The 26,278-nt window shown below is 69.0% G+C and carries 28 protein-coding genes and 2 tRNA genes; 14 read left to right on the top strand and 16 right to left on the bottom strand.

Going from position 1 to position 26,278, the window contains the following annotated elements; genetic code table 11:
- Nucleotides 1–68: 68 nt before the first annotated feature.
- Together G8O29_RS08265 and G8O29_RS18805 are read left to right on the top strand one after the other, a co-directional pair.
- Nucleotides 69–142: transfer RNA gene (locus G8O29_RS08265), tRNA-Cys, on the top strand.
- A 235-nt stretch (nucleotides 143–377) separates the two neighbouring features.
- Nucleotides 378–2,207, top strand: coding sequence for a divergent polysaccharide deacetylase family protein (locus tag G8O29_RS18805; protein WP_166402777.1), 1,830 nt, complete (start codon nucleotides 378–380; stop codon nucleotides 2,205–2,207).
- Nucleotides 2,208–2,286: 79 nt separating this feature from the next.
- On the opposite strand, the gene trpE is transcribed toward G8O29_RS18805, so the two are convergent.
- The 6 genes from trpE to fabI form a co-directional block, all read right to left on the bottom strand.
- Entirely contained in the window at nucleotides 2,287–3,795 is a 1,509-nt protein-coding gene (trpE, locus tag G8O29_RS08255; protein ID WP_166402776.1) for an anthranilate synthase component I, read from the bottom strand.
- The gene (locus G8O29_RS08250) at nucleotides 3,795–5,666 is read right to left on the bottom strand and encodes a peptidylprolyl isomerase (RefSeq protein WP_166402775.1); all 1,872 of its coding nucleotides are present in this window, start codon (nucleotides 5,664–5,666) and stop codon (nucleotides 3,795–3,797) included. The genes trpE and G8O29_RS08250 overlap by 1 nt, the downstream gene beginning before the upstream one ends.
- A 97-nt stretch (nucleotides 5,667–5,763) precedes the next feature.
- Nucleotides 5,764–6,942, bottom strand: a complete 1,179-nt coding sequence (locus G8O29_RS08245; RefSeq protein WP_166402774.1) for an aminotransferase — start codon at nucleotides 6,940–6,942, stop codon at nucleotides 5,764–5,766.
- Between the two features lie 81 nt (nucleotides 6,943–7,023).
- Nucleotides 7,024–7,548: a xanthine phosphoribosyltransferase gene (gene gpt, locus G8O29_RS08240; protein WP_166402773.1), complete on the bottom strand. Its 525-nt coding sequence runs from the start codon at nucleotides 7,546–7,548 to the stop codon at nucleotides 7,024–7,026.
- Nucleotides 7,549–7,559: 11 nt separating this feature from the next.
- On the bottom strand, nucleotides 7,560–8,174 hold the full coding sequence (locus G8O29_RS08235; protein ID WP_166402772.1) for a LysE family translocator: 615 nt from the start codon (nucleotides 8,172–8,174) through the stop codon (nucleotides 7,560–7,562).
- The gene (gene fabI / locus G8O29_RS08230) at nucleotides 8,171–9,001 is read right to left on the bottom strand and encodes an enoyl-ACP reductase FabI (RefSeq protein WP_166402771.1); all 831 of its coding nucleotides are present in this window, start codon (nucleotides 8,999–9,001) and stop codon (nucleotides 8,171–8,173) included. The genes G8O29_RS08235 and fabI overlap by 4 nt, the downstream gene beginning before the upstream one ends.
- 95 nt (nucleotides 9,002–9,096) lie before the next feature.
- Here fabI and pdxH point away from each other — a divergent pair, with 95 nt between their 5' ends.
- The 5 genes from pdxH to G8O29_RS08205 all read left to right on the top strand — a co-directional run bounded on the left by pdxH (nucleotide 9,097) and on the right by G8O29_RS08205 (nucleotide 12,480).
- Nucleotides 9,097–9,699, top strand: a complete 603-nt coding sequence (gene pdxH, locus G8O29_RS08225; protein ID WP_166402770.1) for a pyridoxamine 5'-phosphate oxidase — start codon at nucleotides 9,097–9,099, stop codon at nucleotides 9,697–9,699.
- A 116-nt stretch (nucleotides 9,700–9,815) separates the two neighbouring features.
- A complete protein-coding gene (locus G8O29_RS08220; protein ID WP_166402769.1) occupies nucleotides 9,816–10,349 on the top strand; it encodes a cold-shock protein in 534 nt (177 codons plus the stop codon).
- The gene (locus G8O29_RS08215; RefSeq protein ID WP_166402768.1) at nucleotides 10,349–10,825 is read left to right on the top strand and encodes a DUF192 domain-containing protein; all 477 of its coding nucleotides are present in this window, start codon (nucleotides 10,349–10,351) and stop codon (nucleotides 10,823–10,825) included. The genes G8O29_RS08220 and G8O29_RS08215 overlap by 1 nt, the downstream gene beginning before the upstream one ends.
- Before the next feature lie 41 nt (nucleotides 10,826–10,866).
- Nucleotides 10,867–10,943: transfer RNA gene (locus G8O29_RS08210), tRNA-Pro, on the top strand.
- Between the two features lie 130 nt (nucleotides 10,944–11,073).
- Nucleotides 11,074–12,480 carry a protein adenylyltransferase SelO gene (locus G8O29_RS08205; protein WP_166402767.1) on the top strand — a complete coding sequence of 469 codons (1,407 nt, stop codon included), beginning with the start codon at nucleotides 11,074–11,076 and terminating at the stop codon, nucleotides 12,478–12,480.
- A gap of 84 nt (nucleotides 12,481–12,564) precedes the next feature.
- On the opposite strand, the gene G8O29_RS08200 is transcribed toward G8O29_RS08205, so the two are convergent.
- On the bottom strand, nucleotides 12,565–13,200 hold the full coding sequence (locus tag G8O29_RS08200; protein WP_166402766.1) for a GntR family transcriptional regulator: 636 nt from the start codon (nucleotides 13,198–13,200) through the stop codon (nucleotides 12,565–12,567).
- Nucleotides 13,201–13,296: 96 nt separating this feature from the next.
- Between G8O29_RS08200 and G8O29_RS08195 the strand changes: the two genes are divergently transcribed.
- From G8O29_RS08195 to G8O29_RS08180, 4 genes are all read left to right on the top strand, one after another.
- The gene (locus G8O29_RS08195) at nucleotides 13,297–13,944 is read left to right on the top strand and encodes a pyrimidine 5'-nucleotidase (protein WP_166402765.1); all 648 of its coding nucleotides are present in this window, start codon (nucleotides 13,297–13,299) and stop codon (nucleotides 13,942–13,944) included.
- An 88-nt stretch (nucleotides 13,945–14,032) separates the two neighbouring features.
- Entirely contained in the window at nucleotides 14,033–14,281 is a 249-nt protein-coding gene (locus G8O29_RS08190) for a hypothetical protein (protein ID WP_166402764.1), read from the top strand.
- 63 nt (nucleotides 14,282–14,344) lie between these two features.
- Nucleotides 14,345–15,568, top strand: coding sequence for a UbiH/UbiF family hydroxylase (locus G8O29_RS08185; RefSeq protein WP_166402763.1), 1,224 nt, complete (start codon nucleotides 14,345–14,347; stop codon nucleotides 15,566–15,568).
- 259 nt (nucleotides 15,569–15,827) lie between these two features.
- A complete protein-coding gene (locus G8O29_RS08180; RefSeq protein ID WP_166402762.1) occupies nucleotides 15,828–16,076 on the top strand; it encodes a hypothetical protein in 249 nt (82 codons plus the stop codon).
- Between the two features lie 58 nt (nucleotides 16,077–16,134).
- On the opposite strand, the gene G8O29_RS08175 is transcribed toward G8O29_RS08180, so the two are convergent.
- Genes G8O29_RS08175 through G8O29_RS08160 form a run of 4 tightly spaced genes read right to left on the bottom strand, consistent with a single transcriptional unit; the run spans nucleotide 16,135 to nucleotide 19,341 of the window.
- Entirely contained in the window at nucleotides 16,135–17,259 is a 1,125-nt protein-coding gene (locus tag G8O29_RS08175) for an aminotransferase class V-fold PLP-dependent enzyme (RefSeq protein WP_166402761.1), read from the bottom strand.
- Between the two features lies 1 nt (nucleotide 17,260).
- Complete coding sequence (locus G8O29_RS08170; RefSeq protein ID WP_166402760.1) at nucleotides 17,261–18,364, bottom strand: mandelate racemase/muconate lactonizing enzyme family protein; 1,104 nt, start codon at nucleotides 18,362–18,364, stop codon at nucleotides 17,261–17,263.
- A gap of 39 nt (nucleotides 18,365–18,403) precedes the next feature.
- Nucleotides 18,404–18,886: an Lrp/AsnC family transcriptional regulator gene (locus tag G8O29_RS08165; RefSeq protein ID WP_166402759.1), complete on the bottom strand. Its 483-nt coding sequence runs from the start codon at nucleotides 18,884–18,886 to the stop codon at nucleotides 18,404–18,406.
- Nucleotides 18,883–19,341, bottom strand: coding sequence for an Lrp/AsnC family transcriptional regulator (locus tag G8O29_RS08160; RefSeq protein WP_166402758.1), 459 nt, complete (start codon nucleotides 19,339–19,341; stop codon nucleotides 18,883–18,885). Before G8O29_RS08160 ends, G8O29_RS08165 begins: the two co-directional genes overlap by 4 nt.
- Nucleotides 19,342–19,467: 126 nt before the next feature.
- Here G8O29_RS08160 and ilvC point away from each other — a divergent pair, with 126 nt between their 5' ends.
- Both ilvC and G8O29_RS08150 read left to right on the top strand, forming a co-directional pair.
- Entirely contained in the window at nucleotides 19,468–20,490 is a 1,023-nt protein-coding gene (gene ilvC, locus G8O29_RS08155) for a ketol-acid reductoisomerase (protein WP_166402757.1), read from the top strand.
- A gap of 45 nt (nucleotides 20,491–20,535) precedes the next feature.
- The gene (locus tag G8O29_RS08150; protein ID WP_166402756.1) at nucleotides 20,536–20,847 is read left to right on the top strand and encodes a hypothetical protein; all 312 of its coding nucleotides are present in this window, start codon (nucleotides 20,536–20,538) and stop codon (nucleotides 20,845–20,847) included.
- Here the strand turns inward: G8O29_RS08150 and G8O29_RS08145 are convergent.
- Nucleotides 20,844–21,071: a hypothetical protein gene (locus G8O29_RS08145; RefSeq protein ID WP_166402728.1), complete on the bottom strand. Its 228-nt coding sequence runs from the start codon at nucleotides 21,069–21,071 to the stop codon at nucleotides 20,844–20,846. The genes G8O29_RS08150 and G8O29_RS08145 overlap by 4 nt on opposite strands.
- A gap of 131 nt (nucleotides 21,072–21,202) precedes the next feature.
- Here G8O29_RS08145 and G8O29_RS08140 point away from each other — a divergent pair, with 131 nt between their 5' ends.
- A complete protein-coding gene (locus tag G8O29_RS08140; protein WP_166402755.1) occupies nucleotides 21,203–21,979 on the top strand; it encodes a hypothetical protein in 777 nt (258 codons plus the stop codon).
- Nucleotides 21,980–22,127: 148 nt separating this feature from the next.
- Here G8O29_RS08140 and glmM read toward each other — a convergent pair whose 3' ends face one another.
- The 4 genes from glmM to G8O29_RS08120 all read right to left on the bottom strand — a co-directional run bounded on the left by glmM (nucleotide 22,128) and on the right by G8O29_RS08120 (nucleotide 26,147).
- Nucleotides 22,128–23,471 (bottom strand): phosphoglucosamine mutase, encoded by a 1,344-nt coding sequence (gene glmM, locus G8O29_RS08135; RefSeq protein WP_166402754.1) that lies wholly within the window; start codon nucleotides 23,469–23,471, stop codon nucleotides 22,128–22,130.
- Nucleotides 23,468–24,487 (bottom strand): dihydropteroate synthase, encoded by a 1,020-nt coding sequence (folP, locus tag G8O29_RS08130; protein WP_166402753.1) that lies wholly within the window; start codon nucleotides 24,485–24,487, stop codon nucleotides 23,468–23,470. Before folP ends, glmM begins: the two co-directional genes overlap by 4 nt.
- A gap of 46 nt (nucleotides 24,488–24,533) precedes the next feature.
- Nucleotides 24,534–25,436, bottom strand: a complete 903-nt coding sequence (locus tag G8O29_RS08125) for a dihydroneopterin aldolase (RefSeq protein WP_166402752.1) — start codon at nucleotides 25,434–25,436, stop codon at nucleotides 24,534–24,536.
- Between the two features lie 87 nt (nucleotides 25,437–25,523).
- The gene (locus tag G8O29_RS08120) at nucleotides 25,524–26,147 is read right to left on the bottom strand and encodes a cell wall hydrolase (RefSeq protein ID WP_166402751.1); all 624 of its coding nucleotides are present in this window, start codon (nucleotides 26,145–26,147) and stop codon (nucleotides 25,524–25,526) included.
- Nucleotides 26,148–26,278: the final 131 nt, after the last annotated feature.

Below are 26,278 nucleotides of genomic sequence, written 5' to 3'. Positions count from 1 at the left end.
GGGGCGGATTGCCCCGCCATTGCCCTTGCAGAGCCCGGTGGCTTCGGCTATCCCGTCCCCAGCTTCGCGGCGGGTTGGCGGAGAGGTTACGCAGCGGATTGCAAATCCGTGTAGACCGGTTCGATTCCGGTACCCGCCTCCACTTCCCCTGCCCTCGCCTGTTGGCCCCCGCCGCTTGCGTCGATCATGCAGCCGGGCCGCAGATGCCGCGCAAGATATTGACGGCAGGACAAAAAGGGGTGAAGGCTGCGCAACCGCAGGCTATACTGCCCGCAGATCAGGGACAGGACGCCGGGCGAACCGGCGGGCGGGGTCGGGCAGGCGCGAAACGATGGCCCTGTCCGGTCCGCGCCCAGGGGCGGGAGCAGGAGGCAGAGGTGGTCGGCAAATTCCTACTCGGCATGGCTTCAGGCGGCCTTCTGGTTGCGGGCGGTCTGGTGATCGGATCGGTGGTCGCGCCGCTGACGCCCGCCAATGACAATGCACGCGCCCCGGTCACGGTCGCAGCCGACGGCGCGATCGCCGCAGCCGGGCCGACCGAAGCCGATGCCGAAGCGGCCGTGACGGGGGAAACGGCAACCGTGGCCGGGGCCGACCCTGCGCCTGCCGTCGCGGCGCAACCGGAACCCGCGCCCGAACCGGCACCTGAACCGGTGCCCGAACCCGCACCCGAGCCCGAGCCTGTGGCCGAACCGGCCGGCGCCATCCAGCCCGGGATTGCCGCAGCCGAGATGGCCCCGGCGGCCCCCGAACCCCCGGCGGCCGAGGTCGCCGAAGCTGCGGCCCCTGTCCCGGCCGAGGTTCCCCCGCCCGCCGCGGCCGCCGCGCCCGGCCCCCTGGCCGAGACGGCCAGCGACGCTCCGGCTGTCGCGCCAGAGCCGGTCGCCCCTCCCGAAGGCGGGCTTGCCGCGACGGGGGAAATCGAGACCGAAGCCGCGCTGCCGGACACGGCGGCCGTCGCGCCCGCACCCGCCGCGCCTTCGGCAGAACCGGCGGAGACAGCGCTCGCAGAAGCGGCGTCCGCCCTGACCGAGGCCGCACCGGCCGTGGCCAAGCCGCCCACCGCCGAGGCGCCGGCCTTGCCCGCAGCGCCAGAGGCGGCGCGCGAAGCGGCACAGGATCCGGCGGCAGAGCCGGGCCCGGAGGCGGAACGGCCCGCCCCGGAGGCTGCCACGGACCCTGCCGCCGAAGCTGGCGCAGAGGTCTCTGTCCTGCCCGCACCGCAACCGCAGGCGGAGCCCCTGCCCGAACCCGAAGCGCCCGCCGCCGAGACGGCGCCCGCGCCGGCGACACCCGAGGCCGGGGGCGACGACACGGACCTGCCAGGCACCGTTGTCGAGGGCATGCCTGGAACCGACGATGCGGCCAGGTCCGACGCGACGGGCGAAGCGGGCAAGGGATCGACCTTCGCCCCGGCGCCCGGCCTGATCGGCAAGGATCAGGGCGTGGTCGTCCGGCGCGGCAGCAACGCCGCGCCGCCCCCCGCGGCCGAGGCCGCCCCCGCCGATGTCCCTGCCGACCTCCCTGCCGATCCGCGCCCGATCGCGCAGTTCGCGGCAGTCTGGGAGAACGCCGGGACCAAGCCGCCCCTGGCCATCATCCTGATCGACCCGGGCAGTCCCGAGCTTGACCGCGCCGCCCTTGCCGCCCTGCCCTTCCCGGTCAGCTTTGCGCTTGACCCGCTGGACCCCGCCACGCCAGAGCACGCGGCGATCTACCGGGCCGCGGGGCACGAGGTGGTGATGCTGGTCACCGGCATCGCCGATGGCGCCAAGCCTGCCGATGTCGAAGTGGCCTTCCAGTCGATGGCACAGGGTCTGCCCGAAGCCGTGGCGGCGATGGATCTGGCCGATCCGGCCTTCCAGAACAACCGCGGGCTGGCAAGCGTCGTGGTGCCGATCCTGAAGGCACAGGGCCGGGGCCTTCTGACCCGCGACGAAGGGCTGAATGCCGCCGATCAGGTCGCCCGGCGCGAGGATCTGGAGGCTGCGGTGCTGTTCCGCGACCTCGACACCGCCGGGGGCGACAAGGTGGCGTTGCGCCGGCTGCTGGACCGGGCGGTGTTCAAGGCCGGGCGGGATGGCCGGGTCAGCGTTGTCGGCACCGCCACGCCGGAAACGGTGGCGGCGCTGCTGGAATGGACGGTCGAGGGCAAGGCCGCGACGGTGGCCCTGGCGCCGGTGACGGCGGTGATGAAGATCGACTGAGACCCGCGCGTCGTCGGACTTGGTGCCTCCTTGCTGACCGCCTGCCGAGGCGGAGCCGAAGGCGAACGAGCAGGCCCGGTCAGCCGTTCCCGCGCCCGGCAAAGCGGCCCGCATCCTCGGCCGCGCGGCGCAAGGCGTTGGATTTGTTGACGGTTTCCTGATATTCCGCCTCGGGGTCGCTGTCGAAGACCACGCCCCCGCCCGCCTGGATATAGAGTGTCTCGTCCTTCAGTACCGCCGTGCGCAAGGCGATGCAGAAGTCCATCTCGCCATTTGCCGCGAAATAGCCGACCCCGCCGCCATAGACGCCGCGTTTTTCGGGCTCCAGCTCGTCGATGATCTCCATCGCCCGCACTTTCGGCGCGCCTGACACGGTGCCGGCGGGCAGGCCCGCAAGAAGGGCCGACAGGGCATCCTCGCCCTCCGCGATCTCGCCCACCACATTCGACACGATGTGCATCACATGGCTGTAGCGTTCGATGACGAAGGTTTCCGTCGGGCGCACGGTGCCGACCTTCGCCACCCGGCCCACGTCGTTGCGGCCGAGGTCGAGAAGCATCAGATGCTCGGCCCGTTCCTTGGGATCGGCCAGAAGGTCCGCCTCCAGCGCGCGATCCTCCTCGGGCGTGGCGCCGCGCTTGCGGGTGCCGGCGATGGGGCGGACGGTGACTTCACCGTCGCGCAGGCGGACGAGGATCTCGGGCGAGGCGCCGATCACCTGAAAGCCGCCGAAGTTGAAGAAGAACATGAAGGGCGACGGATTGGTGCGCCGCAGCGAGCGATAAAGGGCGAAGGGCGGCAGGGTGAACTTCTGCGCCCAGCGTTGCGAGGGCACGACCTGGAAGATGTCGCCCGCGCGGATATACTCCTTGGCCTTCTCGACCGCGGCCTTGTAGCCTTCGTGCGTGAAGTTCGACGTCGCGGGACCCACCGGCGCGCTTTCGCCCAGGTCGCGTGCGGCGGAAGGGGCGCGGTCCAGATCGCGCAGCGCATCCATCACCCGTTCGGCGGCCTGCGCATAGGCCGCGCGGGCAGAGAGGCCCGAGGCGACCCACGCAGGCGCGACCACCGTCACCTCGCCCTTCACGCCATCCAGCACCGCCACCACCGAGGGCCGGATCAGTTCGGCATCGGGCAGGCCCAGGGGGTCGGGGTTCACGTCCGGCAGATGTTCGACCAGCCGGATCATGTCATAGCCGAGATAGCCGAACAGCCCCGCCGCGACGGCGGGCATGCCTTCGGGCATCTCGATCCGGCATTCGGCCAGCAGGTCGCGCAGGGTCTGCAAGGGGTGGCCGGGAAGGTCGGTGAAGGCCTGACGGTCGAACCGCGCCTCGCGGTTGATGAAGGCCCGCGTGCCGCGGCATTGCCAGACGAGATCGGGCTTCATGCCGACGATGGAATAGCGCCCGCGCACCTCGCCGCCGGTCACCGATTCCAGCATGAACGTGTCGGCGCGCGCATCGCCCAGCTTCAGCATCAGGCTGACCGGCGTGTCCAGATCGGCCGCCAGCCGCGCCCAGACGATCTGGTTCTTCCCGGCGTTCCAGCCCGCCTCGAACGCGGCAAAATCCGGCGACAGCTGCATCAGGGCAGGCTCACGTGCACGGCGTTGATCGCGGCCTGATCCAGCGTGATCCCCGCCTCGGCGGTCAGGGCGGCGGTGAAGGCGGCGAAGGCGTCGCTGGCGATGGCGCGTTGCGCCTGAGCCGCAAGCGCGGCCCTGGTCGCCTCGGCCTCCTCGCCCTCGGTCGTGGCAGGCAGGATGCGGTCAAGCTTGACCACGGCGACGAAGCCGGGGGCCTCGATCACCCTGATCTCGCCTTCGGACATCCGGAACACCTCGGTCAGAAGGCTGTCGGGCGCATCGGCCACAAAGCCGTTGCGGTCGATCTCGGGTGTCACGTCGACGATGCCCAAGCTGCCGATGGAGGCGCCGCCTTCCAGCGCCGCCTTGATCTCGGTCGCCCGGGCGCCCAGGGCGGCGGCGAGCGCGTCCTTGCGCCAGTCCTCGGCGACCCGCTCGGCTGCCTCGTCCAGCGGGATCGGGGCGGCCGGCACGATCTCGTCCAGCCGCAGGGCCACCAGACCGCCGTCCTCCAGCAGGATGGCCTGCGGGAAATCCTCTGCCTTCACCGCCTCGGCCGCCGCGCGGAAGGCAGGGTAGCCCTCGATCGCCGCATCGCCCGGCTGGCCCGGAACATAGTCCAGCGTCGCAAGCGTCAGCCCGGCCTCGCGGGCCAGATCCTCCAGCGTCGCGCCGCCGGCGAGCAGATCGTCGATCTCTTCCACCCGGTCGGCGATCAGGCGGCGGGCGGCATCGGTCTGGAACTCGACGGCCAGCGTGTCGCGGGCTTCCTCGAAGCTGGTTTCCTCGGCGGAAAGCACGGTTACGACCCGGAAGAGCGCCGGCCCGAGGCTGCTGTCGAGAGGTCCGACCACCTCGCCTTCGGCGGCGGCAAAGACCGCCGGACCGGCGCCGTTCAGCTCGTCCTCCTCGACATCGCCCAGATCGACGGCCGAAAGCGTGAGGCCGCGTTCGGCAACCAGATCCTCGAAGGAGGACCCGGCCGCAAGTCTTTCCATCGCCGCCTCGGCGGCGGCCTGGTCGGGATAGACCAGCCGCTCGACGATCCGTCGCTCGGGCGTCACGAATTCGGCGATCCGGTCCTGGTAGAGCTTGCGCAGCATCGCGTCATCGACCGGCTGATCCTTGGCGATCGCCTCGGGCAAGAGGGCGGCATAGGTGATGCGCTTGGCCTCGGGCCGGGTGAAGCGGTCGAGATGCGCCTGGTAATGCGCCTGCAATTCGGCCTCGGTCGGTTCGGCCAGGGGGGCGGGCAGGTCGGCCTCGGCCAGGCGCAGCATGGAAAAGCCGCGCCGTTCCCCGGCCCAGGCATAGAGCGTGTCGGTCAGCGCGGCGGGCGCCACGAAGCCGCCGGCGATGGCGCCCTGCAACAGGTCGCGGGCGATGTCCCGGCGCAGGTTGGCCTCGAACTGGGCCTCGGTCAGGTTCTGGCGGTCAAGCGTATAGCGATAGGCCGCACGGTCGAAGCCGCCGGAAGCCCCCTTGAAGGCGTTGATCTGCATCAGTTCCGAGGCCACGACCGCGTCGCCGACCGACAGGCCGATCCGCTGGGCCTCGTTGTCCAGCGCGGCGCGTGCGATCAGGCCCTGGATGACCTGCCGGTCGATGCCGAAGGCCAGGGCCTCCTGCACGGAAATCCTCTGGCCGATCTGCTGGGAGAAGGCGTTCACCTGGGACTGGAGCGCGCGGGCATAGTCGTCGGGGGTGATGTCGATCCTGCCGACGCTGCCGACCCTGGTCACACCGCCGGAAAAGCTGGTGATGCCGAAGCCGCCGAGCCCCAGGATCAGCATTCCCATCAGGGTCCAGACCGCCACTTCCTGCACCTTGCCGCGCGGGCGTTTGCCGTCTTCGGTCGGGGTCTTGGCCATGGGTCCGCCTTCGTCTGCTTCGTTCGAGGTGAATAGTCGGAAGCCCCCCGGGGGGCAAGGTCAAGATCGCCCCGGCGCGCGGTCGGTCACGGGCCCGTCAGGGGCGGAAGGCCGCGAGACGCCGGATCACCTCGGCGATGCCCGCCACATCGACATTGGCAAAGGCGATGCGGATCTGGCGTTGGCCGGCCGGCGAGCCTTCGGGCTGGAACATCGTGCCCGGCAGCATCAGCAGCGAGGCCTCGGTCACCAGGCGCTTGCAGAGCTGGTCGGAGGGGATGTCGAAGGGATGCTCGACATAGGCGAAATAGGCGCCGCAGCCCAGAAGCTTCCAGCCGGGCAGCGCCGCGAAGCCCGCCACCATCGCGGCGCGGCGGGCGAGGATCTCGTCGCGTTCGCCCGCGACCCATTGCCGGAGGTTCCGCATCCCCCAGAGCGCGCCGATCTGGCCCAGCTGGCTGGGACAGATGGCCACGGTGTCGAGGAACTTCTCGGCCTCGGCCAGCCGCGCGGCGCTGGCGACGATGGCGCCGACGCGGTGGCCGGTCAGCCGGTAGGCCTTGGAAAAGCTGTAAAGCTGGATCAGCGTCTCCGGCCAGCCGGGGGCGGCGAACAGATCATGCGGCGCCGCGCTGCGGCTGTCGAAGTCGCGGTAGGTCTCGTCCACAATCAGGGCAAGGCCCCTGGCGCGGGCCAGATCGCGGAAGGCCGCCAGCGTCTCGGCCGGATATTCCACGCCGCCGGGGTTGTTCGGACTGACCAGCACGATGGCGCGGGTGCGGTCGGTGATCAGCGCCGCGGCCGCATCGGCCGAGGGGATGAGCGTGGGACCGGTGTCCAGCGGCACGGTGCGGACGCCGGCCATGTCAAGCCACATCTTGTGATTGAAATACCAGGGCGTGGGCAGGATCACCTCGTCCCCCGGCCCGGCCAGGGTGGCGAGGACGGTGCAGAAGGCCTGGTTGCAGCCCTGGGTGATCGCGACCTGGTCAGGCGTGACCGCGCCGCCATAGGCCGCCGACCATTGCGCCGCGATTTCCTCGCGCAGCGCAGGCAGGCCGAGGACGGGGCCATAGAGATGTGCCTGGGGGTCGTGCAACGCGGCCTCGGCAAGCGCCTGGCGCAGGGCCAGGGGCGGGCTGTCCACCGGCGCGGCCTGGCTGACGTTGATCAGCGGGCGGTCGGCGGGAAAGCGGACGCCCTCGATCCAGCGCCGGGCCTCCATCACGGGAGGCGGGTCGGTCGCGGCGAAGGCGGGGTTCAGGGGAAGGGGCAAGGCAAACTCCTCGTGCGCTGCGCTTCTCGTCGTGGGGCGCGGCCCGTCAGCGACGAGCGCATGCCATGAGGCGAGGAGCGGTCAGTCCGCGCCGCGGAAGGGCTGGACATATTGCAGCGCCATGTCCCAGGGGAAGAAGATCCAGGTGTCCTGGCTGACGGAGGTGATGTAGGTGTCGGCCTGTTTCTCGCCCTCGGGCTTGGCATAGACGCAGGCGAAATGCGCCTTGGGATACAGGCTGCGGATCAGTTCCAGCGTCTTGCCGCTGTCCACCAGGTCATCGACGATCAGCACGCCCGACCCGTCCCCCATCACCTCGGGGTTCGGCGCCTTGATGACCTGGGCCTCGCGCCGCTGGTCGGCCTTGCCGCCTCCGGAATGGTAGGACTTGACGCTGATCGAATCCACGACCCGGATGTCGAGTTCTCGGCTGACGATCATCGCCGGCACCAGCCCGCCGCGGGTGATGCCGACCACGGCCTTCCAGGTCCCGCCCTCGCCCGGACCCTTGCCGTCCAGCCGCCAGGCCAGCGCGCGCGCGTCGCGGTGGATCTGGTCCCAGCTGACGTGAAATCCCTTTTCATGCGGCAGGCGGTCAGGCGACATGGTGTCCTCCGTCAGGTGGCAGCGATCTTGATCCCGAGCAGGGCCAGAAGGCCCCCGAAGCTGCGGTCGATGACCGTCTTCAGGCTGATGTATCCGGCGCGGGTGCGCTGAAGCGAGAAGATGCGGGCAACCGCTGTGTTCCACAGCGTCTCGGCCGAGAAGATGATGACCAGAAGCGCGGCATAGACCCAGGGCGCGGTCCCCGGCGGCACGGTGCCCAGGAATATGGCCGAGAACATGACCGCCGGCTTGGGGTTGGCCAGCTGGGTAAACAGCCCCAGCCGGAAGGCCGAGGCGGCGCTGCGCGGCACCGGGCGGTCGTCATTTGCGATGAAAGGTGTTTTCGCCTCGTGCCAGAGCCGCCAGCCCATCCAGACCAGATAGGCCGCACCGCCCAGCTTCAGCGCCCAGAGGAGCGCGGGGGCGGCCGCAAGGACGAGGGTCAGCCCGAACATCGCCGCCGAGGCCCAGACCACCGCCCCGGCCCCGATCCCCAGCGCCAGCATGAAGCCCGTGCGCAGGCCCTCGGTCAGTCCGGTCCGCACCGACATCAGCACCGCCGGGCCGGGCGAAATCGCGGCCAGGATCACCAGCCCGACAAAGACCGAGAAGGCGGTCGGCGTCACTGTCCGCCCTCTTTCCTGGCGGACAGCAGGTCGATGTCCGGTGCCTCGATCGCCTTCATGCCGACGACATGGTAGCCGCAATCGACGTGCAGGTTCTCGCCCGTCGTGCCGGAGCCGAGGTCCGACAGAAGGAAAAGCGCGGCCTTGCCGACCTCTTCCTGCGTCACGTTGCGCCGCAGGGGCGAGTTCAGCTCGTTCCACTTCATGATATAGCGGAAATCGCCGATGCCCGAGGCGGCCAGCGTCTTGATCGGCCCGGCAGAAATCGCGTTCACCCGGATGCCGTCCTTGCCCAGATCCTCGGCCAGATACTTGACCGACGCCTCGAGCCCCGCCTTGGCCACGCCCATCACGTTGTAATGCGGCATGACCTTTTCCGCACCATAATAGGTCAGCGTCAGCAGGCTGCCCCCCGGCCCCATCATCGCCGAGGCGCGCTGGCAGACGGCGGTGAAGGAATAGACCGAAATGTCCATGGCCAGCGCGAAACCCGCGCGCGAGGTGTCCACATAGCGGCCGCGAAGCTCGTTCTTGTCGGCGAAACCGATGGCATGGACCAGGAAATCCAGCGTCCCCCATTCGGCCTTCAGCGCGGCGAAGAGCGCGTCGATGCTGGCGTCGCTGGCCACGTCGCATTCGAAGAGCTTCGGCACGCCCAGGCTTTCCGCCAGGGGTGCAACCCGTTTCTTCAACTGCTCGCCCTGATAGGAGAACGCCAGCTCCGCCCCCTGCGCCGCCACCGCCTGCGCGATGCCCCAGGCAATCGACTTGTCATTGGCCAGGCCCATGATCAGCCCGCGCTTGCCCTGCATCAGTCCCGTTGACATTCCCGGCCCCTCGCCCATTTTTCGGTGACACTGACGTGTAGGCGAAGCGGGTCCTTCCTTCAAGGCAGGTCCGCAGGGCGTGGCAAGGAGCATTCATGGACCGCAGCGGCATCTTCGCAGGCGACGACCCTTTCGCAATCGCGCGGGCCTGGCTGACCGAAGCCGAGGCGGTCGAGCCGAACGATCCCAACGCCATCGCATTGGCCACGGTGGATGCCGAGGGCATGCCGAATGTCCGCATGGTGCTGCTGAAGGAGATCGAGCCTGAGGCCTTCGTCTTCTACACCAACTACGGCTCGGCCAAGGGGCAGGAGATCGCGGCCTCGGGCAAGGCGGCCTTTGTCCTGCACTGGAAATCGCTGCGCCGTCAGATCCGGGTGCGCGGAACCGTCACCCGCGAGGACGGGCCGAAGGCCGATGCCTATTTCGCCAGCCGCAGCCTGAAGTCGCGCATCGGGGCCTGGGCCAGCCGGCAGTCGCAGCCGCTGTCCTCGCGCGAGGCGCTGATGGCCGAGGCTGCGCGCGTGGCCGTCGCCAAGGGCCCCAATCCGCCCCGCCCCCCCTTCTGGGGCGGTTTCCGCATCACCCCCGTCGAGATCGAATTCTGGGCGGATGGCGCATTCCGGTTGCACGACCGCTTTCGCTGGCGCAGGATTGACGCAAGGTCTGGCTGGGAAATCGCCCGACTGAACCCGTAGTTTGATTCCAGACCGCGCAAAAATAGTTGGCCAATTGATGAATTGCCCTTGATCCCGGCCGGCCAATTCCGCCATCAGTGCGACCTAGGGCTCATTCTGGGGAGAAGGCTCTGCTTATGACGGAAGAAGATGAGACCGTGCAGGTCGTGCATGGTCGCGTGAAGTGGTTTGATCCATCCAAAGGATTCGGGTTCATCGTATCCGACCAGACGGATTCGGATATCCTGCTGCACGCAAACGTACTGAGGAACTACGGTCAGGGCTCGGTTGCGGATGGGGCCGGGATCGAGGTGCGCATCCAGCGGACGCAGCGCGGGGTGCAGGCTGTCGAGGTCAAGCGCATCGATCCGCCCGAGGGACTCGCCCTGCCCTTGGGCGAGGATGCGGCCCAGATGCTGGGCGCCGACATCCTGGCACTGGACCTGGAACCGGCGCGGGTGAAGTGGTTCGACAAGGGCAAGGGCTTCGGTTTTGCCAATGTCTTCGGGCGGCCGGAGGACATCTTCATCCATGCCGAGGTGCTGCGCGTCTCGGGCTTTGCGGATCTCAGCGCCGGCGAGGCGGTGGCCTTGCGCGTGATCGAAGGCCGGCGCGGGCGGATGGCGGTTCAGGTCGTTTCCTGGGAAGCCGCAAGCCGCGGGAAATCGTGATGGCCGGCCGGCGGCTGCTGGCGGTCTTCCTGGCGGCCCTGCCGGGCAGCGCCTGGGCCGAGGCCGCCTGCGCCCCCGACCGGCTTGACATCCGCGGAGCGGGGGGCCGCGAAAGCTTTGCCGTGGAAGTGGCCGACGATCCGGCGGAACGGGCGCAGGGCCTGATGTTCCGCGAAAGCCTGCCCCTGTCGCAGGGCATGCTGTTCGTCTACGAAACCCCGGGGCGGCCCGCGTTCTGGATGAAGAACACGCTGATCGCGCTGGACATGATCTTCGCCGACCGGACCGGAACGGTGACGCGCGTCCATGCCGATGCCGTTCCCGGCGATCTGACCGCGATCGATGGCGGCCCGGGCGTGATGTTCGTGCTGGAGATCAACGGCGGCCTGGCCGCGCGGCTGGGCATCGGTCCGGGTGCGACCCTGCGCCATCCGTCCATCCCCGCGGACCTTGCGGCATGGCCCTGCGACGGCTGAGCCTTTTCATTCCTCCGCGATGCCGCTAAGGGTGGCGCAGTCGGGGCGTAGCGCAGCCTGGTAGCGCGACGGTTTTGGGTACCGTAGGTCGCGAGTTCGAATCCCGCCGCCCCGACCATCCGCAACACCCTTTCGCCCCCCCGGTTCGCCCCCGTGGCCGAATTCCCTGCGGAATTCGGACCGATTTCCGGACGGAAATCGGCGTCGCGCCGGTTGCCTCGGGCGGTCTGCCGCCGCATATCTGCGGCATGACCATCGCCTTCGACCATTCCTGGGTCCGCGATCTGCCGGGCACCTTCCTGCGCGTCGTGCCGGACCGCGCACCGGCACCGCGGCTTCTGGCCCTGAATCATCCGCTTGCAGCCGAGCTTGGCCTGACCCTGACCGAGGCAGAGGCCGCCCGCTGGTTTTCGGGCGCCGAATTGCCGCCCGGCGCCGACCCCATCGCGCAAGCCTATGCCGGCCACCAGTTCGGCGGTTTCTCGCCCCAGCTTGGCGATGGTCGGGCGCATCTGCTGGGCGAAATCCTGGCCCCCGACGGACGCCGCTTCGACCTCCAGCTCAAGGGCTCGGGCCCGACGCCCTTCTCGCGCGGCGGCGACGGCAAGGCGGCCGTGGGCCCGATGCTGCGCGAATACCTGATCTCCGAGTTCATGGCGGCGATGGGCGTGCCCACCACCCGCGCGCTGGCCGTGGTGGCGACGGGCGAGCAGATCTGGCGCGAGACGAAACTTCCCGGCGCCGTCCTTGCCCGCGTCGCGGCCAGCCATCTGCGCGTCGGGACCTTCCAGTTCTTTGCCGCCCGCGGCGACGGCCAGACGGTCAAGGCGCTGGCCGACCATGCCATTGCCCGGCACTACCCGGACCTGGCCGCGGCCGATCAGCCCTATCTTGCCCTGCTTGACGCCGTCATCGCCGCCCAGGCGCGCCTTGTCGCGGCATGGATGGGCCTGGGCTTCATCCATGGCGTGATGAACACCGACAACATGGCGATCTCGGGCGAGACCATCGACTACGGCCCCTGCGCCTTCATGGAAGCCTATGCTCCCGGCACGGTGTTTTCCTCGATCGACCACCAGGGCCGCTATGCCTATGCCAACCAGCCGCTGATCCTGGGCTGGAACCTCGCCCGGCTTGCCGAAACGCTGCTGCCGCTTTTCGACCCGTCATCGGACCGGGCGGTCGAGCTGGCCAACGACCGGCTGGCTGGCATCGCCCCGCGCTTCCGGGCAGAATGGCTGGCTGTGATGCGGCGCAAGCTTGGCCTGCCCGGGGAAGACGCGGGCGACGGGGAGCTGGCCGACGACCTGATGGCCGCGATGGAGGGGGCGGACTGGACGCTCACCTTCCGCCGCCTGGGCGACGAGGCCGCCCTGCGCCCGCTGTTTCACGACTTCACCCGGATGCAGGCCTGGCTTCCCCGCTGGCGTGCCCGTGCCGGGGAAGGCGCGGCAGAGCGTCTGGCCGGGGCCAACCCGGCGGTGATCCCGCGCAACCACAAGGTCGAAGAGGCACTGGCCGCGGCGACCGAGGGGGACATGGCCCCCTTCCACGCCCTGCTCGCTGCCGTCCGCCAGCCCTTTGCTGGGGCCGAGCCCTACATGCTTCCCGCCCCTGCCGGCCTTGGCCCCTACGTCACCTTCTGCGGCACCTGACGCAACTGCTCCGCTTTGGGGGTGGCCGGCGTCGTCAGCGAGGAGAGGACGCCGTCCGTCGACGAGCCGCACCCGTCGCGCCGCTCAGCGCATCCGCAATTCGCCCGCGTCGATCCGAAGCCGGGTCTCGAAGGCCTGGCTGATATGCGACTTCAGCGCGAGATAGGCGGCCTCGCCATCGCCCGCCTCGATCGCGGCGACGATCTGGGCATGTTCGGCCAGGGCCACCTCGTCGCGCCCCTCGGCGGCGAAGGAGGTGTTGGCCATCAGCGCCATGCTGCGGTGCACCAGATCCAGCTGCTGCACCAGGAAGCGGTTGTGGCTGGCCAGGTGGATCTGCTTGTGAAACCGTTTGTTGGCGCGCGACAGCGCCTTCGGGTCGCCGCCCAGAAGCGCGCGATCCTCGGCGACCATGCTTTTCAGCACGCGCACCTCCTCGGGCGTCGCGTGGCGTGCGGCCAGCCGCGCGGCCAGCCCCTCGAGCTCGGTCCGCACGGTGTAAAGCTCGGCCAGCTGGTTGTGATCGAGGCTGGCCACGATCAGGCTGCGCCCGTCGCGGGTCAGCATCGCCTGGGTCTCCAGCCGTTGCAGCGCCTCGCGCACCGGGGTCCGGCTGACCCCCAGCCTTTCGGCCAGTTCGCTTTCGACCAGCCGGTCGCCGGGCTTGTAGACCCCGGCCTCGATCGCTTCCATGATCAGCGTGTAGGCGTCTTTCTGCACCTGCTCCGTCCCCCTTGCGCGGTCCGGACCATAAGCCGCGCATCCCCCTGCGATCAACCCTTCCCAATGCCGCAGCGCGACACTACACCCTGTCACATGCCGGAACAGGATTTCGCCCACGTCACCACCTGGGTCTTCGACCTGGACAACACGCTCTATCCGCCCGAGGTGCGGCTTTTCGACCAGATCGAGCTGCGCATGACCGACTGGGTGATGCGGGCGCTGAAGGTCGATCGCGCCCGGGCCGACCATCTGCGGGCTCATTACTGGCAGACCTACGGCACCACGCTTGCGGGCCTGATGCGGGAACATGACGTGGACCCCGGCCCCTACCTGACCGAGGTGCATGACATCGACTTCTCGGTGCTGTCGCCCGATCCAGCGCTGGCGCGCAGCCTGGCGCGCCTGCCGGGCCGGCGGATCATCTACACCAACGCCTGCGCACCCTATGCCGAGAAAGTCCTTGCCGCGCGCGGACTTGCCGGACTGTTCGACGCGATCTACGGGGTCGAGCACGCCGATTTCCACCCCAAGCCCGATGCAGCCGCCTTTGCCACAGTCTTTGCCCGCGACGGTCTGGACCCGACGCGCGGCGCGATGTTCGAGGACGACAGCCGCAACCTTGCCGTCCCCCACCGGCTGGGCATGCGGACGGTCCATGTCGCCCCCAGCCCGGATCCGGCCGATCACATCCACCACCACACCCCGGATCTCGCCGGTTTCCTGGCCCGCCTGGTGGAGTGACATCCGGTCACATCCCCTTGCCGTCCCGGCTCGTTACATAACGGAGCGAGTACAAGACAGGATGCCGAGTACAAGACAGGATGCCGAAATGACCGCTACCAGCGCCCCGCTTTCCCTGACCGCGCTGCCGGGCCGCATCGCCCGCAGCCTGCCGGTCGTCGGCCGCGTGATCCGCGACATCGAGCGCGAAGTCGATACGATCTACTACCTTCTGGTCATCGTGCTGACCGCAGTGGTGATGGCGGTCCAGACTTGGGGCCTGCCCGCGCTGGTGCTGACGGCGGTCGGGCTGGTGCCGGTGATGTTCGTCATCCTCGTCATCCTGGCGCGCCCCTGAGACGAGCTGTCCACTGGCCCGCCCGACTGCACTGACCTATGCTGACGGTGGAAGGGGCCCAACATGCGCGAAACCTGTGACATCCTGATTTCCGGCGGCGGCGTCGCCGGGCTGACGGCGGCCTGTGCCTTCGGCGCGGCCGGATTCCGTGTGATCTGCGTCGATCCCGCCCCGCCCGTCACGGCAGGCGATGCGGACGGCGCCGATCTGCGCACGACGGCCTTCCTGCAACCCTCGATCCCGGTGTTGCAGGCTGCCGGGCTGTGGTCGCGTCTTGAACCACATGCCGCGGCCTTGCAGGTGATGCGCATCATCGACGCGGGCGGCCCCGAGCCCGAGGCGCGGCTGACCCGTGACTTCGATGCCGCCGACATCTCGGATGCCCCCTTCGGCTGGAACCTGCCCAATTGGCTTCTGCGGCGCGAAATGGTGGCGCGGCTGGCCGAGTCGCCGAATGTCGATTTCCGCCCCGGGATCGGCTTTGCCCGGATGCTGCCCCGCGAAACCGAGGCACTGGTCACGCTGAGCGACGGCGCCCGGGTCTCGGCCCGGCTGGTGGTCGGCGCGGACGGTCGCGGCTCGCCAGTCCGCGAAGCCCTTGGGATTGCTGCGCAGACCGTTCGCTACGGCCAGAAGGCGCTGGCCTTCGCCGTGGCGCATGACTTGCCGCACCGGAACGTCTCGACCGAGGTGCACCGCACCGGCGGCCCCTTCACGCTGGTCCCCCTGCCCGACCGCGACGGCCGCCCGGCCTCGGCCGTGGTCTGGATGGACCGAGGCCCCGAGATCGCCCGTCTGGCCGCCCTGCCGGTTCCCGCCTTCGAGGCCGAGATGAGCCTACGCTCGGCCCATGTGCTGGGCCCGCTGACGCTGCTGTCGCGCCGGTCGGTCTGGCCGATCATCAGCCAGATCGCCGAGCGCCTGTCCGGCCCCCGGGCCGTGCTGATCGCCGAGGCCGCCCATGTCGTGCCGCCCATCGGCGCGCAGGGTCTGAACATGAGTCTGGCCGATCTGGCGGCCCTGCTGGCCCTGGCCGAGGCGCACCGCGACGACCCCGGCCAGGCCGCTGTCACCACGGCCTACCACCGCCAGCGCCACCTGGAAGTGCGCGCCCGGGTGACGGGGATCGACCTGCTGAACCGCGCCTCGATGGCCGGGGCGCCGGTTCTGCGCGACCTGCGCGCCAAGGCGCTGGACGCACTGTATTCCGCCCGGCCCGTGCGCCGGATGCTGATGCGCGCCGGGCTCCGGGTCGGCCGAACGCCGGTTACGCCGCAAGAGCCCTGAAGTTTCGTGCATTTTTGCACAGGCCTGTCGCACGGAGTCGCAGAGCCGTGAGATCGGCAAGGCCCGTGAACAACGGCTTGCGCCCGAGGTCAGCAAACCTTGGCTTTTCCGCAGCTTTCCTGGCGCAAGATGCACGCCGCATCACAGATGGGCGAGGTGCGGCGATGAAGCCGTGATTTCCCTATCCGCCCGGCATACCCCATCTCTGGGTCACCGCCACAAGACAGGCGGACCACACAGAAAACCGAAGGATTACAAAATGAAAAGCTTCGCTCTTGTCACCGCTATGGTTGCCGCGACCGCCACGGGCGCCTTTGCCCAGCAGGCTCCGGTGCAGCTGTCCTCGGCCATCCAGTCGCAGATCCTGGCCTGGCTTCCGGGTACCGACCTGTCCGACCTGACCAACTCGCAATATGCCCAGATCGTCTCGCTCTTCGCGAATTCGGACAACCTGGGCGCAGGCGAGGACCCGGCCGGTGCCGTCAAGGCGATCCTGACGGCCCAGTGATCGGCGCGCTGACTGCCGAAACGCACAGGTCGGAGACGCTCTCCTCCGGCCTGTGTGCCTAAAGCACCGCCTCGACCGCCCGCCGCAGACGTGCGACGGTCGCCTCCACGTCCTTCAGCTTGTCCAGCCCGAACAGCCCGATGCGGAAGGTGCGGAAGTCCGGCCCCTCGCCAACCTGCAGGGGCACGCCCGCCGCAATCTGCAACCCCTCGGCCCGGAACTTCGCGCCGTTCTGGATATCCGGGTCCGCGGTATAGCTGACCACCACCCCCGGCGCCTGGAAGCCCTCGGCTGCAACCGAGGGCACGCCCTTCTCGGCCAGCATCCCCCGCACCGCGCGCCCCAGCGCCCATTGCGCGGCCTTGGCGGCCTCGAACCCCATCGCCTGCGTCTCGACCATCGCGTCGCGGAAGCCGACAATCGCATCGGTCGGCATCGTCGCGTGATAGGCATGGCCGCCCTTCTCATAGGCCTCCATGATCGCGCGCCACTTCTTCAGGTCCAGCGCAAAACTGTTCGACGTGGTCTCGGCCAGCCGCGCCTCGCCCGCCGGGGACAGGACCACGACGCCCGCCGAAGGCGAGGCCGACCAGCCCTTCTGCGGCGCCGAGATCAGCACATCGACCCCGGTCGCGGCCATATCCACCCAGATGCACCCCGAGGCGATGCAGTCCAGCACCATCAGCGCGCCGACCTCATGCGCCGCCGCCGCCATCTGCGCGATATAGTCGTCGGGCAGGATGATCCCGGCGCTGGTCTCGACATGCGGCGCGAACACGGCCTCGGGGCGGGCCGCGCGGATCTTCGCCACCACCTCCTCGATCGGCGGCGGGGCATAGGGCGCCGTCGCGCTGTTCCCGGTCTGGCGGGCCATCACCACCGTCGTCTCGGCCGCAAACCCGCCGGCTTCGAAGATCTGCGTCCAGCGATAGCTGAACCAGCCATTGCGGACGATCAGCACCCGGCCCTTCCCGAACTGCCGCGCGACGGCCTCCATCGCATAGGACCCGCCGCCGGGGACCAGAGCCACGGCCGAGCCCTTGTAAACCTCCTTCAGCATCCCCGACACGTCGCGCATCACCTGCTGGAACCGCGCCGACATGTGGTTGAGGCTGCGGTCGGTGAAGACGACCGAGAATTCCTCCAGCCCTTCCGGGTCGATATGGGCGTGCAGTCCTGGCATCTCAGCTCCTCTCCGAAACGCGATGGCGGGCGCGGGCCAGCCAGTCGGGGTTGATCTCGACGCCCCAGCCGGGCGCATCCGTCACTGTGGCATGGCCGTCCTCGATCCGGTAGGGGTCGTTCCGGAACAGGCCCTCCTGCCAGGGATAGTAATCCGGGCCCTCGATGGAAAACTCCAGATATTTCCCCGGGTTCGGGATCGCCCGCAGCAGGTGCATCGTGCACATCGTCACCAGACCGAGGTTTGCCGCATGGGGCGTGATCGGCAGGCCCGCCGCCTGCCCCATCCGGCAGACCTCCAGCGTCCGGCAGAGGCCGCCCAGATACAGGATATCCGGTTGCAGGATGTCCACCGCCTTGTGCTCGATGGCCAGTTGCCAGGCTGTGAACTCGCAATCCTGCTCGCCCCCCGCCACGTCGATGTTCAAAGCCGCGCGGACCTCGGCTGTCTGATCGACCTCCCAGTAAGGGCACGGCTCCTCGAAATGGCCGATGCCGTGATCTTCCAGCATCCGCCCGACCTCGATGGCCTTCGCCGGGGAATAGCAGGAATTGCCATCAACCAGTTTCTCAACCTTGTCGCCGAGAGCCTTGGAAACAATGGGGATAACCGCTTCCGTCCGCCCCGGCCATTCGTCCCGGTCGCGCCCGACTTCGGCGCCGACGCGCCACTTGAAGGCGTCGAAGCCATGTGCATCGCGCAGACGCAGGAACCGCGCTGCCTCGTCCTCGGGCGTGATGTCGCGCTTCATCGAACTGGCATAGGCCCGCACACGCCCCGGCGTTCCGCCCAGCAGGCTGACCACCGGCTTTCCCGCCACCTTCCCCCGCAGATCCCAGACCGCCGTGTCCAGCCCCGCCTGCGCCCGGCGCAGATAGCTGCCGGGGAACTTGTGCTCGCGCTCATAGACGCGGCGCAGCGTGTCGTCGAGGTCGGCGACCTCGGTTCCCAGGGCATGGGGCGCAACCTGCCGGTGGAAGACTTCCGCCGTGATGTCGGCCTGATAGGTCGAGGTCTGACCCCAGCCCACATCGCCGGTATCCGCGGTGACCTTCACGAAGCAGACGAACGGTGTGTCGAAGGTTTCCAATCTGGCGATCTTCATCTGGGTCTCCCGGTTTGCCCCGACCCTAGCCGCGCCGGATCACGGATTCGCGGCCGTTTCCGCCACGCCGAGGGGTCCGGGGCGACGTTCCTCGGTCAAAAGCACGTTGGCCTCGACGTTGCCCACCCCCGGCAGCGTCATGATCCGGCGGCGCAAGACGCGCTCGAAATCCGCGATGTCGCGCGCCACGACCCGCAGCCGGTAGTCGAACAGCCCCAGCACATGCTGCACCACCTGCACCTCGGGGATCGCCTGCACCGCGCGCTCGAAGTCCTCCAGGCTGACCCGGCCCTTGGTGGCCAGCTTCACCCCCAGGAACACCGTCACGCCGAAGCCCAGCTTCTCGCGGTCCACCTCCACCGCCAGGCCCTTCAGCACCCCCGCCTCTTCCAGCCGCCGCACCCGTCGCCAGGCCGCGGGCTGGCTCAGCCCCAGCCGCCGCCCCAGCTCTCCCGCCGACAGGGTCCCATCCGCCACCAGCTCCCGCAGGATCGCCCGGTCGGTGTCGTCAAGGTCGATCACAGCGGCAACCCCCCCGTCTCCTTGATGGTGGCGACCAGCATCAGCGCCTCCACCTCGGCGATATGCGGCAGGGTCAGGATGCGGTCGCGGTAGATGCCGGTCCAGTGGCCCATGTCCCGCGCGATCACGTTCAGCCGCACATCGACCCGGCCCAGGAAGGTCTCGATCCCGATCACCTCGGGCACCTCGCGCGCCGCCGCGATGAACTCGTCGAAGGCGCGTGGGTTGGTCTTGTCCAGCGTGAAGCGGAGGCTCACCTCCACCGCATAGCCCAGCGCGCGCCAGTCGATCCGCGCGCCCTCGGACCGGATCAGACCACCCGCGCGCAGCCGGTCAAGCCTGCGCCACAGCGTGGCGGGCGTCACCCCGGCGCGCTCGGCCAGCACGGCGCGGTCCTGCCCCGGCTCCGCCAGCCAGTGGCGCAGGATGCGGCGGTCGGTGTCGTCCAGTTGCATGGATTTCTCAGAGATTCATCATTCCGTGAATGATCCTTCGCACAATCCACCAGGATCGTCAAAGAATGCACGGGATGCGCGCCGGAAACGCCTATTGTGCCGCCATCAACCAATGGAGGACGCCCGATGCGCGTTTACTACGACCGCGACTGCGATGTGAACCTGATCAAGGACAAGAAGGTGGCCATTCTCGGCTATGGCTCCCAGGGCCACGCCCATGCGCTGAACCTGCGCGATTCAGGCGCCAAGAACGTCGTGGTGGCGCTGCGCGAGGGCTCGCCCAGCGCGAAGAAGGCCGACGCCGAGGGCCTGAAGGTCATGGGCATCGCCGAAGCCGCCGCCTGGTGCGACCTCATCATGTTCACCATGCCCGACGAGCTTCAGGCCGCGACCTACAAGCAATACGTCCACGACAACCTGCGCGAAGGGGCCGCCATCGCCTTCGCCCACGGCCTGAACGTCCATTTCGGCCTGATCGAGCCGAAGAAGGGCGTCGATGTCATCATGATGGCGCCCAAGGGCCCCGGCCACACCGTGCGCGGCGAATATCTCAAGGGCGGCGGCGTGCCCTGCCTGGTGGCCGTCCACCAGGATGCGACCGGCAAGGCGATGGAGATCGGCCTGTCCTACTGCTCGGCCATCGGCGGCGGGCGGTCGGGGATCATCGAGACCAACTTCCGCCAGGAATGCGAGACCGACCTCTTCGGCGAACAGGCTGTGCTCTGCGGCGGTCTGGTGGAGCTGATCCGCATGGGCTTCGAGACCCTGGTCGAGGCCGGGTATGAGCCCGAAATGGCCTATTTCGAATGCCTGCACGAGGTGAAGCTGATCGTGGACCTGATCTACGAAGGCGGCATCGCCAACATGAACTATTCGATCTCGAACACCGCCGAATACGGCGAATATGTCTCGGGTCCGCGCATCCTGCCGCGCGAGGAAACCAAGCGGCGCATGAAAGAGGTCCTGCACGACATCCAGACCGGCAAGTTCGTCCGCGATTTCATGCAGGAAAACGCCGTCGGCCAGCCCTTCTTCAAGGCGACCCGCCGCCTGAACGACGAGCACCAGATCGAGAAGGTCGGCGAGAAGCTGCGCGCCATGATGCCCTGGATCGGCAAGGGCAAGCTGGTGGACAAGGCCCGGAACTAGGGTCGTCGGGCGCCCCTCGGGGCGCCCATGCTTCCGGGAACCGCCATGCGCAAATGGATCCCCGTCGCTCTCATCGCCCTGGCAGTCCTGTGGTTCGTCCTGACCAATCTCGGTGCCAGCATGGCGGTCAGCGACCTTGCGGCCCGGCCGATCAGCGCGCTGGAGCGCGACGGGCGCAGGGTGCCGGTGCAGCCCAGCGGCCGCGCACCGCGAGATGGCGAGGCACGCGGTATCGCCGGTCAGGGGGTCATGTTCGGCTTCAGCCTGCGCTTCGCCCTGCCCGACGGCGCAACCGTCACCTGCACGCAGAGGTTCCGTAGCCTTTTGTGCAGCGACGGCTGGCAGCCCCTGCGTTAACCCATCACCGCCGGGCGCGGCTCGATCACGACGCGACGCGGACGCGCATCGGGGGGCAGCAGGAAGGCCACGCCGCCATATTTGCCATCCTGCGCCAAAGTCGAGACCGGTGCATTGGGGTCACGCATCCGCGCCTTCGTGCGTTCTTTCGAGATCAGCGCCAGCGCGGCAACGGCCAGAAGGGTGAACAGGGACAGGAAGGAAACAATCGCTCCGATGGTCATCTTGGCCGCCGTTGATTGGGGCGCTCCACAGCGCCGTCATCGGGACAACGGCCCCGGGGCGGCCCCGGTTCCAGACTTGACAAGCCCAACCCGCGCCGCAAAGCCTGTGGCACCCCGGAACGAGGGCCCGAATGACCACCCTGATGATCCTGATGCCGACCGGCGGGCAGATCGACACCCCCGCCGTTCACAGCCTGCTGGGCCTGACCCAGGCGCTGCAACGCCGCGGCATCCCCTTTGCGCTGAAGACCTACGAATGGTCCGACCTGGTGATCTCGCGCAATTACCTGATGTCCTGCTTTCTGGCCGACAAGAAGTTTACCCATGCGCTGCTTCTCGACAGCGACATGAGCTATCAGCCGCAGCTCTTCTTCGACCTGCTGGAGTTCGACGCCGATTTCACCGTTGCCGCCTATCCCCAGCGCCAGATGCGCTGGCAGCAGTTCCGCGCCGCCATCGAACGCGAGGCCGCAAGACCCGAGGCCGAACGCGCCTCGACCGCCGACCTGCTGGCCGAATCGCTGCGCTACAACATCGCCGAGGCCTACGAGGCCGGAGAAGCCTGGCCCCACGAAGTCCGCAACGGCTTTCGAAAGGTGCCCGGCGCGGGCACCGGCTTCATGCTGATCCGGCGCGCCGTGCCCGAACGGATGGTCGCGGCCGGGGTCGCCCTGCCCGTGCCGGGGTTCAACGGTCCGGGCTATCCGGGGGCGGATTTCCACGACTTCTTCAGCCATCTGCGCGGGCGCGGCGGGGCGGTGATGCATGGCGAGGACACGTCCTTCTGCCGCCGCTGGATCAGCGGCTGCGGCGGCGAGATCTGGTGTCACGAAAACGCGCAGATCACCCATCACGGCCGGCTGGCCTATCGCGGCGACTTTGCGCTGGCGCCGAAGCCGCAGGGCTAGGCGGGCGGGCGGCGGGGCGGCGGGGTGCGGGGCCAAGGCAGGCCTGCCGGCCGACGAGAAGACGAAGTCGCACGAGGAGGCCAGCCGGTTTCGCCCGCGACGCGGGGCCGGGCCGAAGGGCAATGCAAGGCTCGCCCGGAACGCCGGTTCAGACCGCGGCTTCCACCGCGCCGACGATGTCGTCCACCACCGCCGCAAGCAAGGCCTCGTCCTCGCATTCCGCCATCACCCGGATCAGCGGCTCGGTCCCCGACTTGCGGATCAGGATGCGCCCCCGCCCTTCGATCCGCGCTTCGGACGCCCGGATCACCGCCTGGACCGAAGCGACCTCCAGCGGCCGCGCCCCGGCCGTGAACCGGACGTTCTTCAGCAGCTGCGGAACCGTCTCGAAGCTGCGGGTCAGTTCGGAGGCGGGCCGCCCGGTCCGGACCATCTCGGCCAGGAATTGCAGCCCTGCCACCAGCCCGTCGCCGGTCGTGGCGTAATCGGTCATCACGATATGCCCCGACTGCTCGCCCCCCAGGTTGAAGCCGCCCTCGCGCATTCGTTCGACGACATAGCGGTCGCCGACCGCCGTGCGCTCCAGCCGCAGGCCGCGCGCGGCCAGGAACCGCTCCAGCCCGAGGTTGGACATCACCGTGGCCACCAGCGCGCCGCCCTGAAGCCGCCCCTCCTCGGCCCAGCGCGCGGCCAGCAGCGCCATGATCTGGTCGCCGTCCGCCACGCGGCCTTTCTCGTCCAGGATCATGATCCGGTCGGCATCGCCATCGAGCGCCAGGCCCACATGCGCCCCATGCGCGACCACCGCCTCGGCCGCCGTATCGGTATGGGTCGAGCCGCAGCGGTCGTTGATGTTGGTCCCGTTCGGCGAGACCCCCACCGGGATCACCTCGGCGCCCAGTTCCCACAGCACCTCGGGCGCGGCGCGGTAGGCGGCCCCGTTGGCGCAGTCGATCACCACCTTCAGCCCGTCCAGCCGCAGGCCGGTGGGGAAGGAGGTCTTGACGAATTCCTGATAGCGCCCGCGCCCGTCCTCGATCCGCTTCGCGCGCCCGATGTTCTCGGGCCGGGCCGGCTGGATCTCGCCCTCGACCAGCGCCTCGATCGCGGCCTCGGCGGCATCCGACAGCTTGAACCCGTCCGGGCCGAAGAACTTGATCCCGTTGTCCTGGTGCGGGTTGTGGCTGGCCGAGATCATCACGCCCACATCCGCCCGCATCGACCGGGTCAGATAGCCCACCGCCGGCGTCGGCACCGGGCCGAGCAGCAGCACGTTCATCCCCGTCGAACAGAACCCCGCGGTCAGCGCGTTTTCCAGCATGTAGCCCGACAGCCGCGTGTCCTTGCCGATCACCACCCGGTGCGCGCCCGAGCCGTCACGGCGGAAATACCGCCCCGCCGCCGCGCCCAGCCGAAGCGCAAGCTCGGCCGTCATTGGCCAGCTGTTCGCGCGCCCGCGGACGCCATCGGTGCCAAACAGCTTGCGGGTCATGCCTCGCCCTCCAGATGGTCGGTGTTCAGGGATTGCCACAGCCGCAGCGCCTGCCGCGTCTCGGCCACGTCATGCACACGGGTGATCTGCACCCCCTGCGCCACCCCGGCCAGCGCGGTGGCGATGGAGCCGGGCGCGCGCGTCTCGGGCGCCTCGGCCCGTCCGATGCTGCCGATGAAGCGTTTCCTTGAGGTGCCCAGCAGCAAGGGGCAGCCCAGGGCATGAAACAGCGACAACCCGCGCAGAAGCGCCAGGTTGTGCGCCAGGGTCTTGCCGAAGCCGATGCCGGGGTCCAGCACGATCCGGTCGCGGCCGATCCCCAGCGCCTCGGCCCGCGCCAGCCTTTGGGCCAGCGCGTCGTAGACATCCAGAAGCACGTCGTCATAGCGCGGATCGTCCTGCATCGAGGCCGGCACGCCCTGCGCATGCATCAGCACGACCGGAACCCCCGTCCGTGCCACCAGCGGCCCGAGCAGCGGGTCGAAGTCGAAGGCCGAAACGTCGTTGACGATGGTCGCTCCGGCCTCCAGAGCCGCCGCAGCCACCCCGGACTTGCGGGTGTCGATGCTGATCGGCATGGTCAGCCCGCCCGCGCGCAGGGCGCGGATCACCGGGACGGTGCGGGCGATCTCTGCGTCCTGCGGCACCTCCAGCGCGCCGGGCCGGGTGCTTTCGCCGCCCACGTCGATGATCTCGGCCCCGCCCGCCATGGCCTCGGCCTGCGCCTGCGCCGCCTCGGGCGCCAGAAAGCGGCCCCCGTCCGAGAAACTGTCCGGCGTCACGTTCAGGATGCCCATCAGGCGCGGGCGGTCCAGCGTCAGCCCGGCGAAGGCGGGGCGCGGGGCGGTCAGGCGGTGCAGGACCGCCGGAGGCACCTTTGATGCCGGGATGAGCCGCCCGCGCGCCGCCCGGGACAGGACCTCGACCCGGTCGAACCAGCACCAGCCCCCGGCAAGGACAAAGGCCCCGGCCGGACGGGCCGCGTCGGTCATCGCAATGGGACGGAAATACTCCATGGCCTTCGGAGTGACCGAAGAAAACGGGCATTTCAAGGGGGAAGCGTCAGACGCGCCTTACCGGAACGCGGCTTCCTGCCGGAACTGCAACTTCGCCGTGAACGACCATCGCCGCGGCGGACATGGTTTCCGCCAGCCAGAGCGCCAGGCCCACCGGATCGGTGCCCTTCGGCCCGTCCACCGCGTCGAGCACCAGTTTCGACGGCGCCCAGACCACCGATTGCCCGCGCTTCATCGCCCAGTCGATCTCGGTCCGCGTCGCCACCACCACGCAGCGCGGATCGCGGGCGGCCAGGGTCCAGGCGTTCTGCTCGATGGCCAGAAGATCGACCCGGCGCTGGGTCGGCTTGTGCCCGGTCAGGGGACGCGGCAGGTCGGGCAGACCCACGGTCAGGATCATCGGCAACCCCTCGGCCTGCAACCTGTCCAGACGCGCCGACAGGTCCGGCGCGCGGATCGTGGCATTGTCCAGGAAGACGACCAGGGGATGCACCGCCTCCATCCCCTCCAGCCCCGCCCGCTGCACGGGGCGTTCGGCACGCGAGCGGGCGATTTCCACCCCAAGCGCATAGGGGCCGATGTCCAGCTTTTCGATGCGGATGAAGACACGCATCGCGGCGGGTTCGGACAGGATGCGTTCTGCCACCCGCTCGGCCAGCGTTTCCAGCAGGTTCAACCGCTCGGCCGCCAGTTCCGCCGCGATGGCTTCGGTGATCCGGTCGTAGGACAGGATGCGGTCCACGTCATCCTCCAGCGGCTCGGTCACCGGGCGCACCTCGACCACCACGTTGAAACGCAGGCGCTGCTTGTGGCCGCGTTCCTTCTGGAAGGCGCCGATCTCGGCCTCGACCACATGGTCGCGCAAGCTGATCCGGTCGCGTGGGGCGGCCCCGGCGGATGCCTCGGCCCGATCCTCGGGATGGGCGAAAGCCAGTTCTATGTCGCTCATCGGGGCACCTCCGCCGTTCGGCCCGTCATACCACGGGCTGCGCGCGGGCCAAGCGGGAAGGCGTCGGAGAAACCGCGATTGGCGACATCACCCGCGCGAACCGGGCTGGCGGTAGAAGACATGCGCCCCGATGGCCGCGGTGCGCGGAAAGCGCCTGGACCAATCGGGTTTCACGCCCCGGCCATGGAAATGCGTGGCGCCCTCGGTCAGAAGGCGCGGCGCCCCGTCCAGCATGGCACGGGCGATGCGCCCGGCCAGATCGGCCGCCGCCGGTTCGCGCATCCGGGTCCTGCCGTTGCAGACATAGGAGAACTGGCACGAGCCCCCGACCCGCTGCCTGACCACGCCGCAGACCGTGCGGGGATAAAGCGGGCTCTCCACCCGGTTCAGAATCACCTCGGCCACGGCGATCTGCCCTTCCAGGCTTTCACCCCGGGCCTCGAAATACAGCGCCTCGGTCAGGCATTGCCATTCGGCATCGCCTTCAGGCTCGGGCCGTGACATCAGCCAGTCCTCGGTGATGCCCTCGGTCAGGGCATGGGCCGGCAAAGGCGCGTCCAGATCCGGCGGCGGCAGCCGCTTCAGCTCGGTGCTGTAGGCGGCCGCGGTCGGCGCCAGGCCGAAAAGACTGGATTTCCAGCCCGATTCCGCCATGGCCGAGCCTCCCGCCAGGCCAAGGGCCAGCGTCAGCGTCGCGATGATGCGTTTCATTCTGCTCTTCCGTCTTTGGTTTCCCGGCGGAAGTTTCCCCGCCTTGACAAGCAGCGGGGCAGTTAGGCGAACCGGCGGCCGGGGTCCACCGCTGTTGCAGATTTGCAACGCAAATCAATGCTGCATAAGCG

The sequence above is a fragment of the Rhodobacter calidifons genome (assembly GCF_011174775.1).
GTDB classification, from domain to species: Bacteria; Pseudomonadota; Alphaproteobacteria; order Rhodobacterales; family Rhodobacteraceae; genus Tabrizicola; species Tabrizicola calidifons.
Note: the sequence above shows the minus strand (reverse complement) of the source record. Positions and strands in the feature narration are given on the sequence as shown.

Coding starts and splice junctions, on each gene's coding strand:
- trpE (WP_166402776.1), bottom strand. CDS start 3,795: ATGCAGCTGTCGCCGGATTTTGCCGCGTTCGAGGCGGGCTGGAACGCC.
- G8O29_RS08250 (WP_166402775.1), bottom strand. CDS start 5,666: ATGGCCAAGACCCCGACCGAAGACGGCAAACGCCCGCGCGGCAAGGTG.
- gpt (WP_166402773.1), bottom strand. CDS start 7,548: ATGTCGCCTGACCGCCTGCCGCATGAAAAGGGATTTCACGTCAGCTGG.
- fabI (WP_166402771.1), bottom strand. CDS start 9,001: ATGTCAACGGGACTGATGCAGGGCAAGCGCGGGCTGATCATGGGCCTG.
- pdxH (WP_166402770.1), top strand. CDS start 9,097: ATGGACCGCAGCGGCATCTTCGCAGGCGACGACCCTTTCGCAATCGCG.
- G8O29_RS08220 (WP_166402769.1), top strand. CDS start 9,816: ATGACGGAAGAAGATGAGACCGTGCAGGTCGTGCATGGTCGCGTGAAG.
- G8O29_RS08215 (WP_166402768.1), top strand. CDS start 10,349: ATGGCCGGCCGGCGGCTGCTGGCGGTCTTCCTGGCGGCCCTGCCGGGC.
- G8O29_RS08205 (WP_166402767.1), top strand. CDS start 11,074: ATGACCATCGCCTTCGACCATTCCTGGGTCCGCGATCTGCCGGGCACC.
- G8O29_RS08195 (WP_166402765.1), top strand. CDS start 13,297: ATGCCGGAACAGGATTTCGCCCACGTCACCACCTGGGTCTTCGACCTG.
- G8O29_RS08190 (WP_166402764.1), top strand. CDS start 14,033: ATGACCGCTACCAGCGCCCCGCTTTCCCTGACCGCGCTGCCGGGCCGC.
- G8O29_RS08185 (WP_166402763.1), top strand. CDS start 14,345: ATGCGCGAAACCTGTGACATCCTGATTTCCGGCGGCGGCGTCGCCGGG.
- G8O29_RS08180 (WP_166402762.1), top strand. CDS start 15,828: ATGAAAAGCTTCGCTCTTGTCACCGCTATGGTTGCCGCGACCGCCACG.
- G8O29_RS08175 (WP_166402761.1), bottom strand. CDS start 17,259: ATGCCAGGACTGCACGCCCATATCGACCCGGAAGGGCTGGAGGAATTC.
- G8O29_RS08170 (WP_166402760.1), bottom strand. CDS start 18,364: ATGAAGATCGCCAGATTGGAAACCTTCGACACACCGTTCGTCTGCTTC.
- G8O29_RS08160 (WP_166402758.1), bottom strand. CDS start 19,341: ATGCAACTGGACGACACCGACCGCCGCATCCTGCGCCACTGGCTGGCG.
- ilvC (WP_166402757.1), top strand. CDS start 19,468: ATGCGCGTTTACTACGACCGCGACTGCGATGTGAACCTGATCAAGGAC.
- G8O29_RS08150 (WP_166402756.1), top strand. CDS start 20,536: ATGCGCAAATGGATCCCCGTCGCTCTCATCGCCCTGGCAGTCCTGTGG.
- G8O29_RS08145 (WP_166402728.1), bottom strand. CDS start 21,071: ATGACCATCGGAGCGATTGTTTCCTTCCTGTCCCTGTTCACCCTTCTG.
- G8O29_RS08140 (WP_166402755.1), top strand. CDS start 21,203: ATGACCACCCTGATGATCCTGATGCCGACCGGCGGGCAGATCGACACC.
- glmM (WP_166402754.1), bottom strand. CDS start 23,471: ATGACCCGCAAGCTGTTTGGCACCGATGGCGTCCGCGGGCGCGCGAAC.
- folP (WP_166402753.1), bottom strand. CDS start 24,487: ATGGAGTATTTCCGTCCCATTGCGATGACCGACGCGGCCCGTCCGGCC.
- G8O29_RS08125 (WP_166402752.1), bottom strand. CDS start 25,436: ATGAGCGACATAGAACTGGCTTTCGCCCATCCCGAGGATCGGGCCGAG.
- G8O29_RS08120 (WP_166402751.1), bottom strand. CDS start 26,147: ATGAAACGCATCATCGCGACGCTGACGCTGGCCCTTGGCCTGGCGGGA.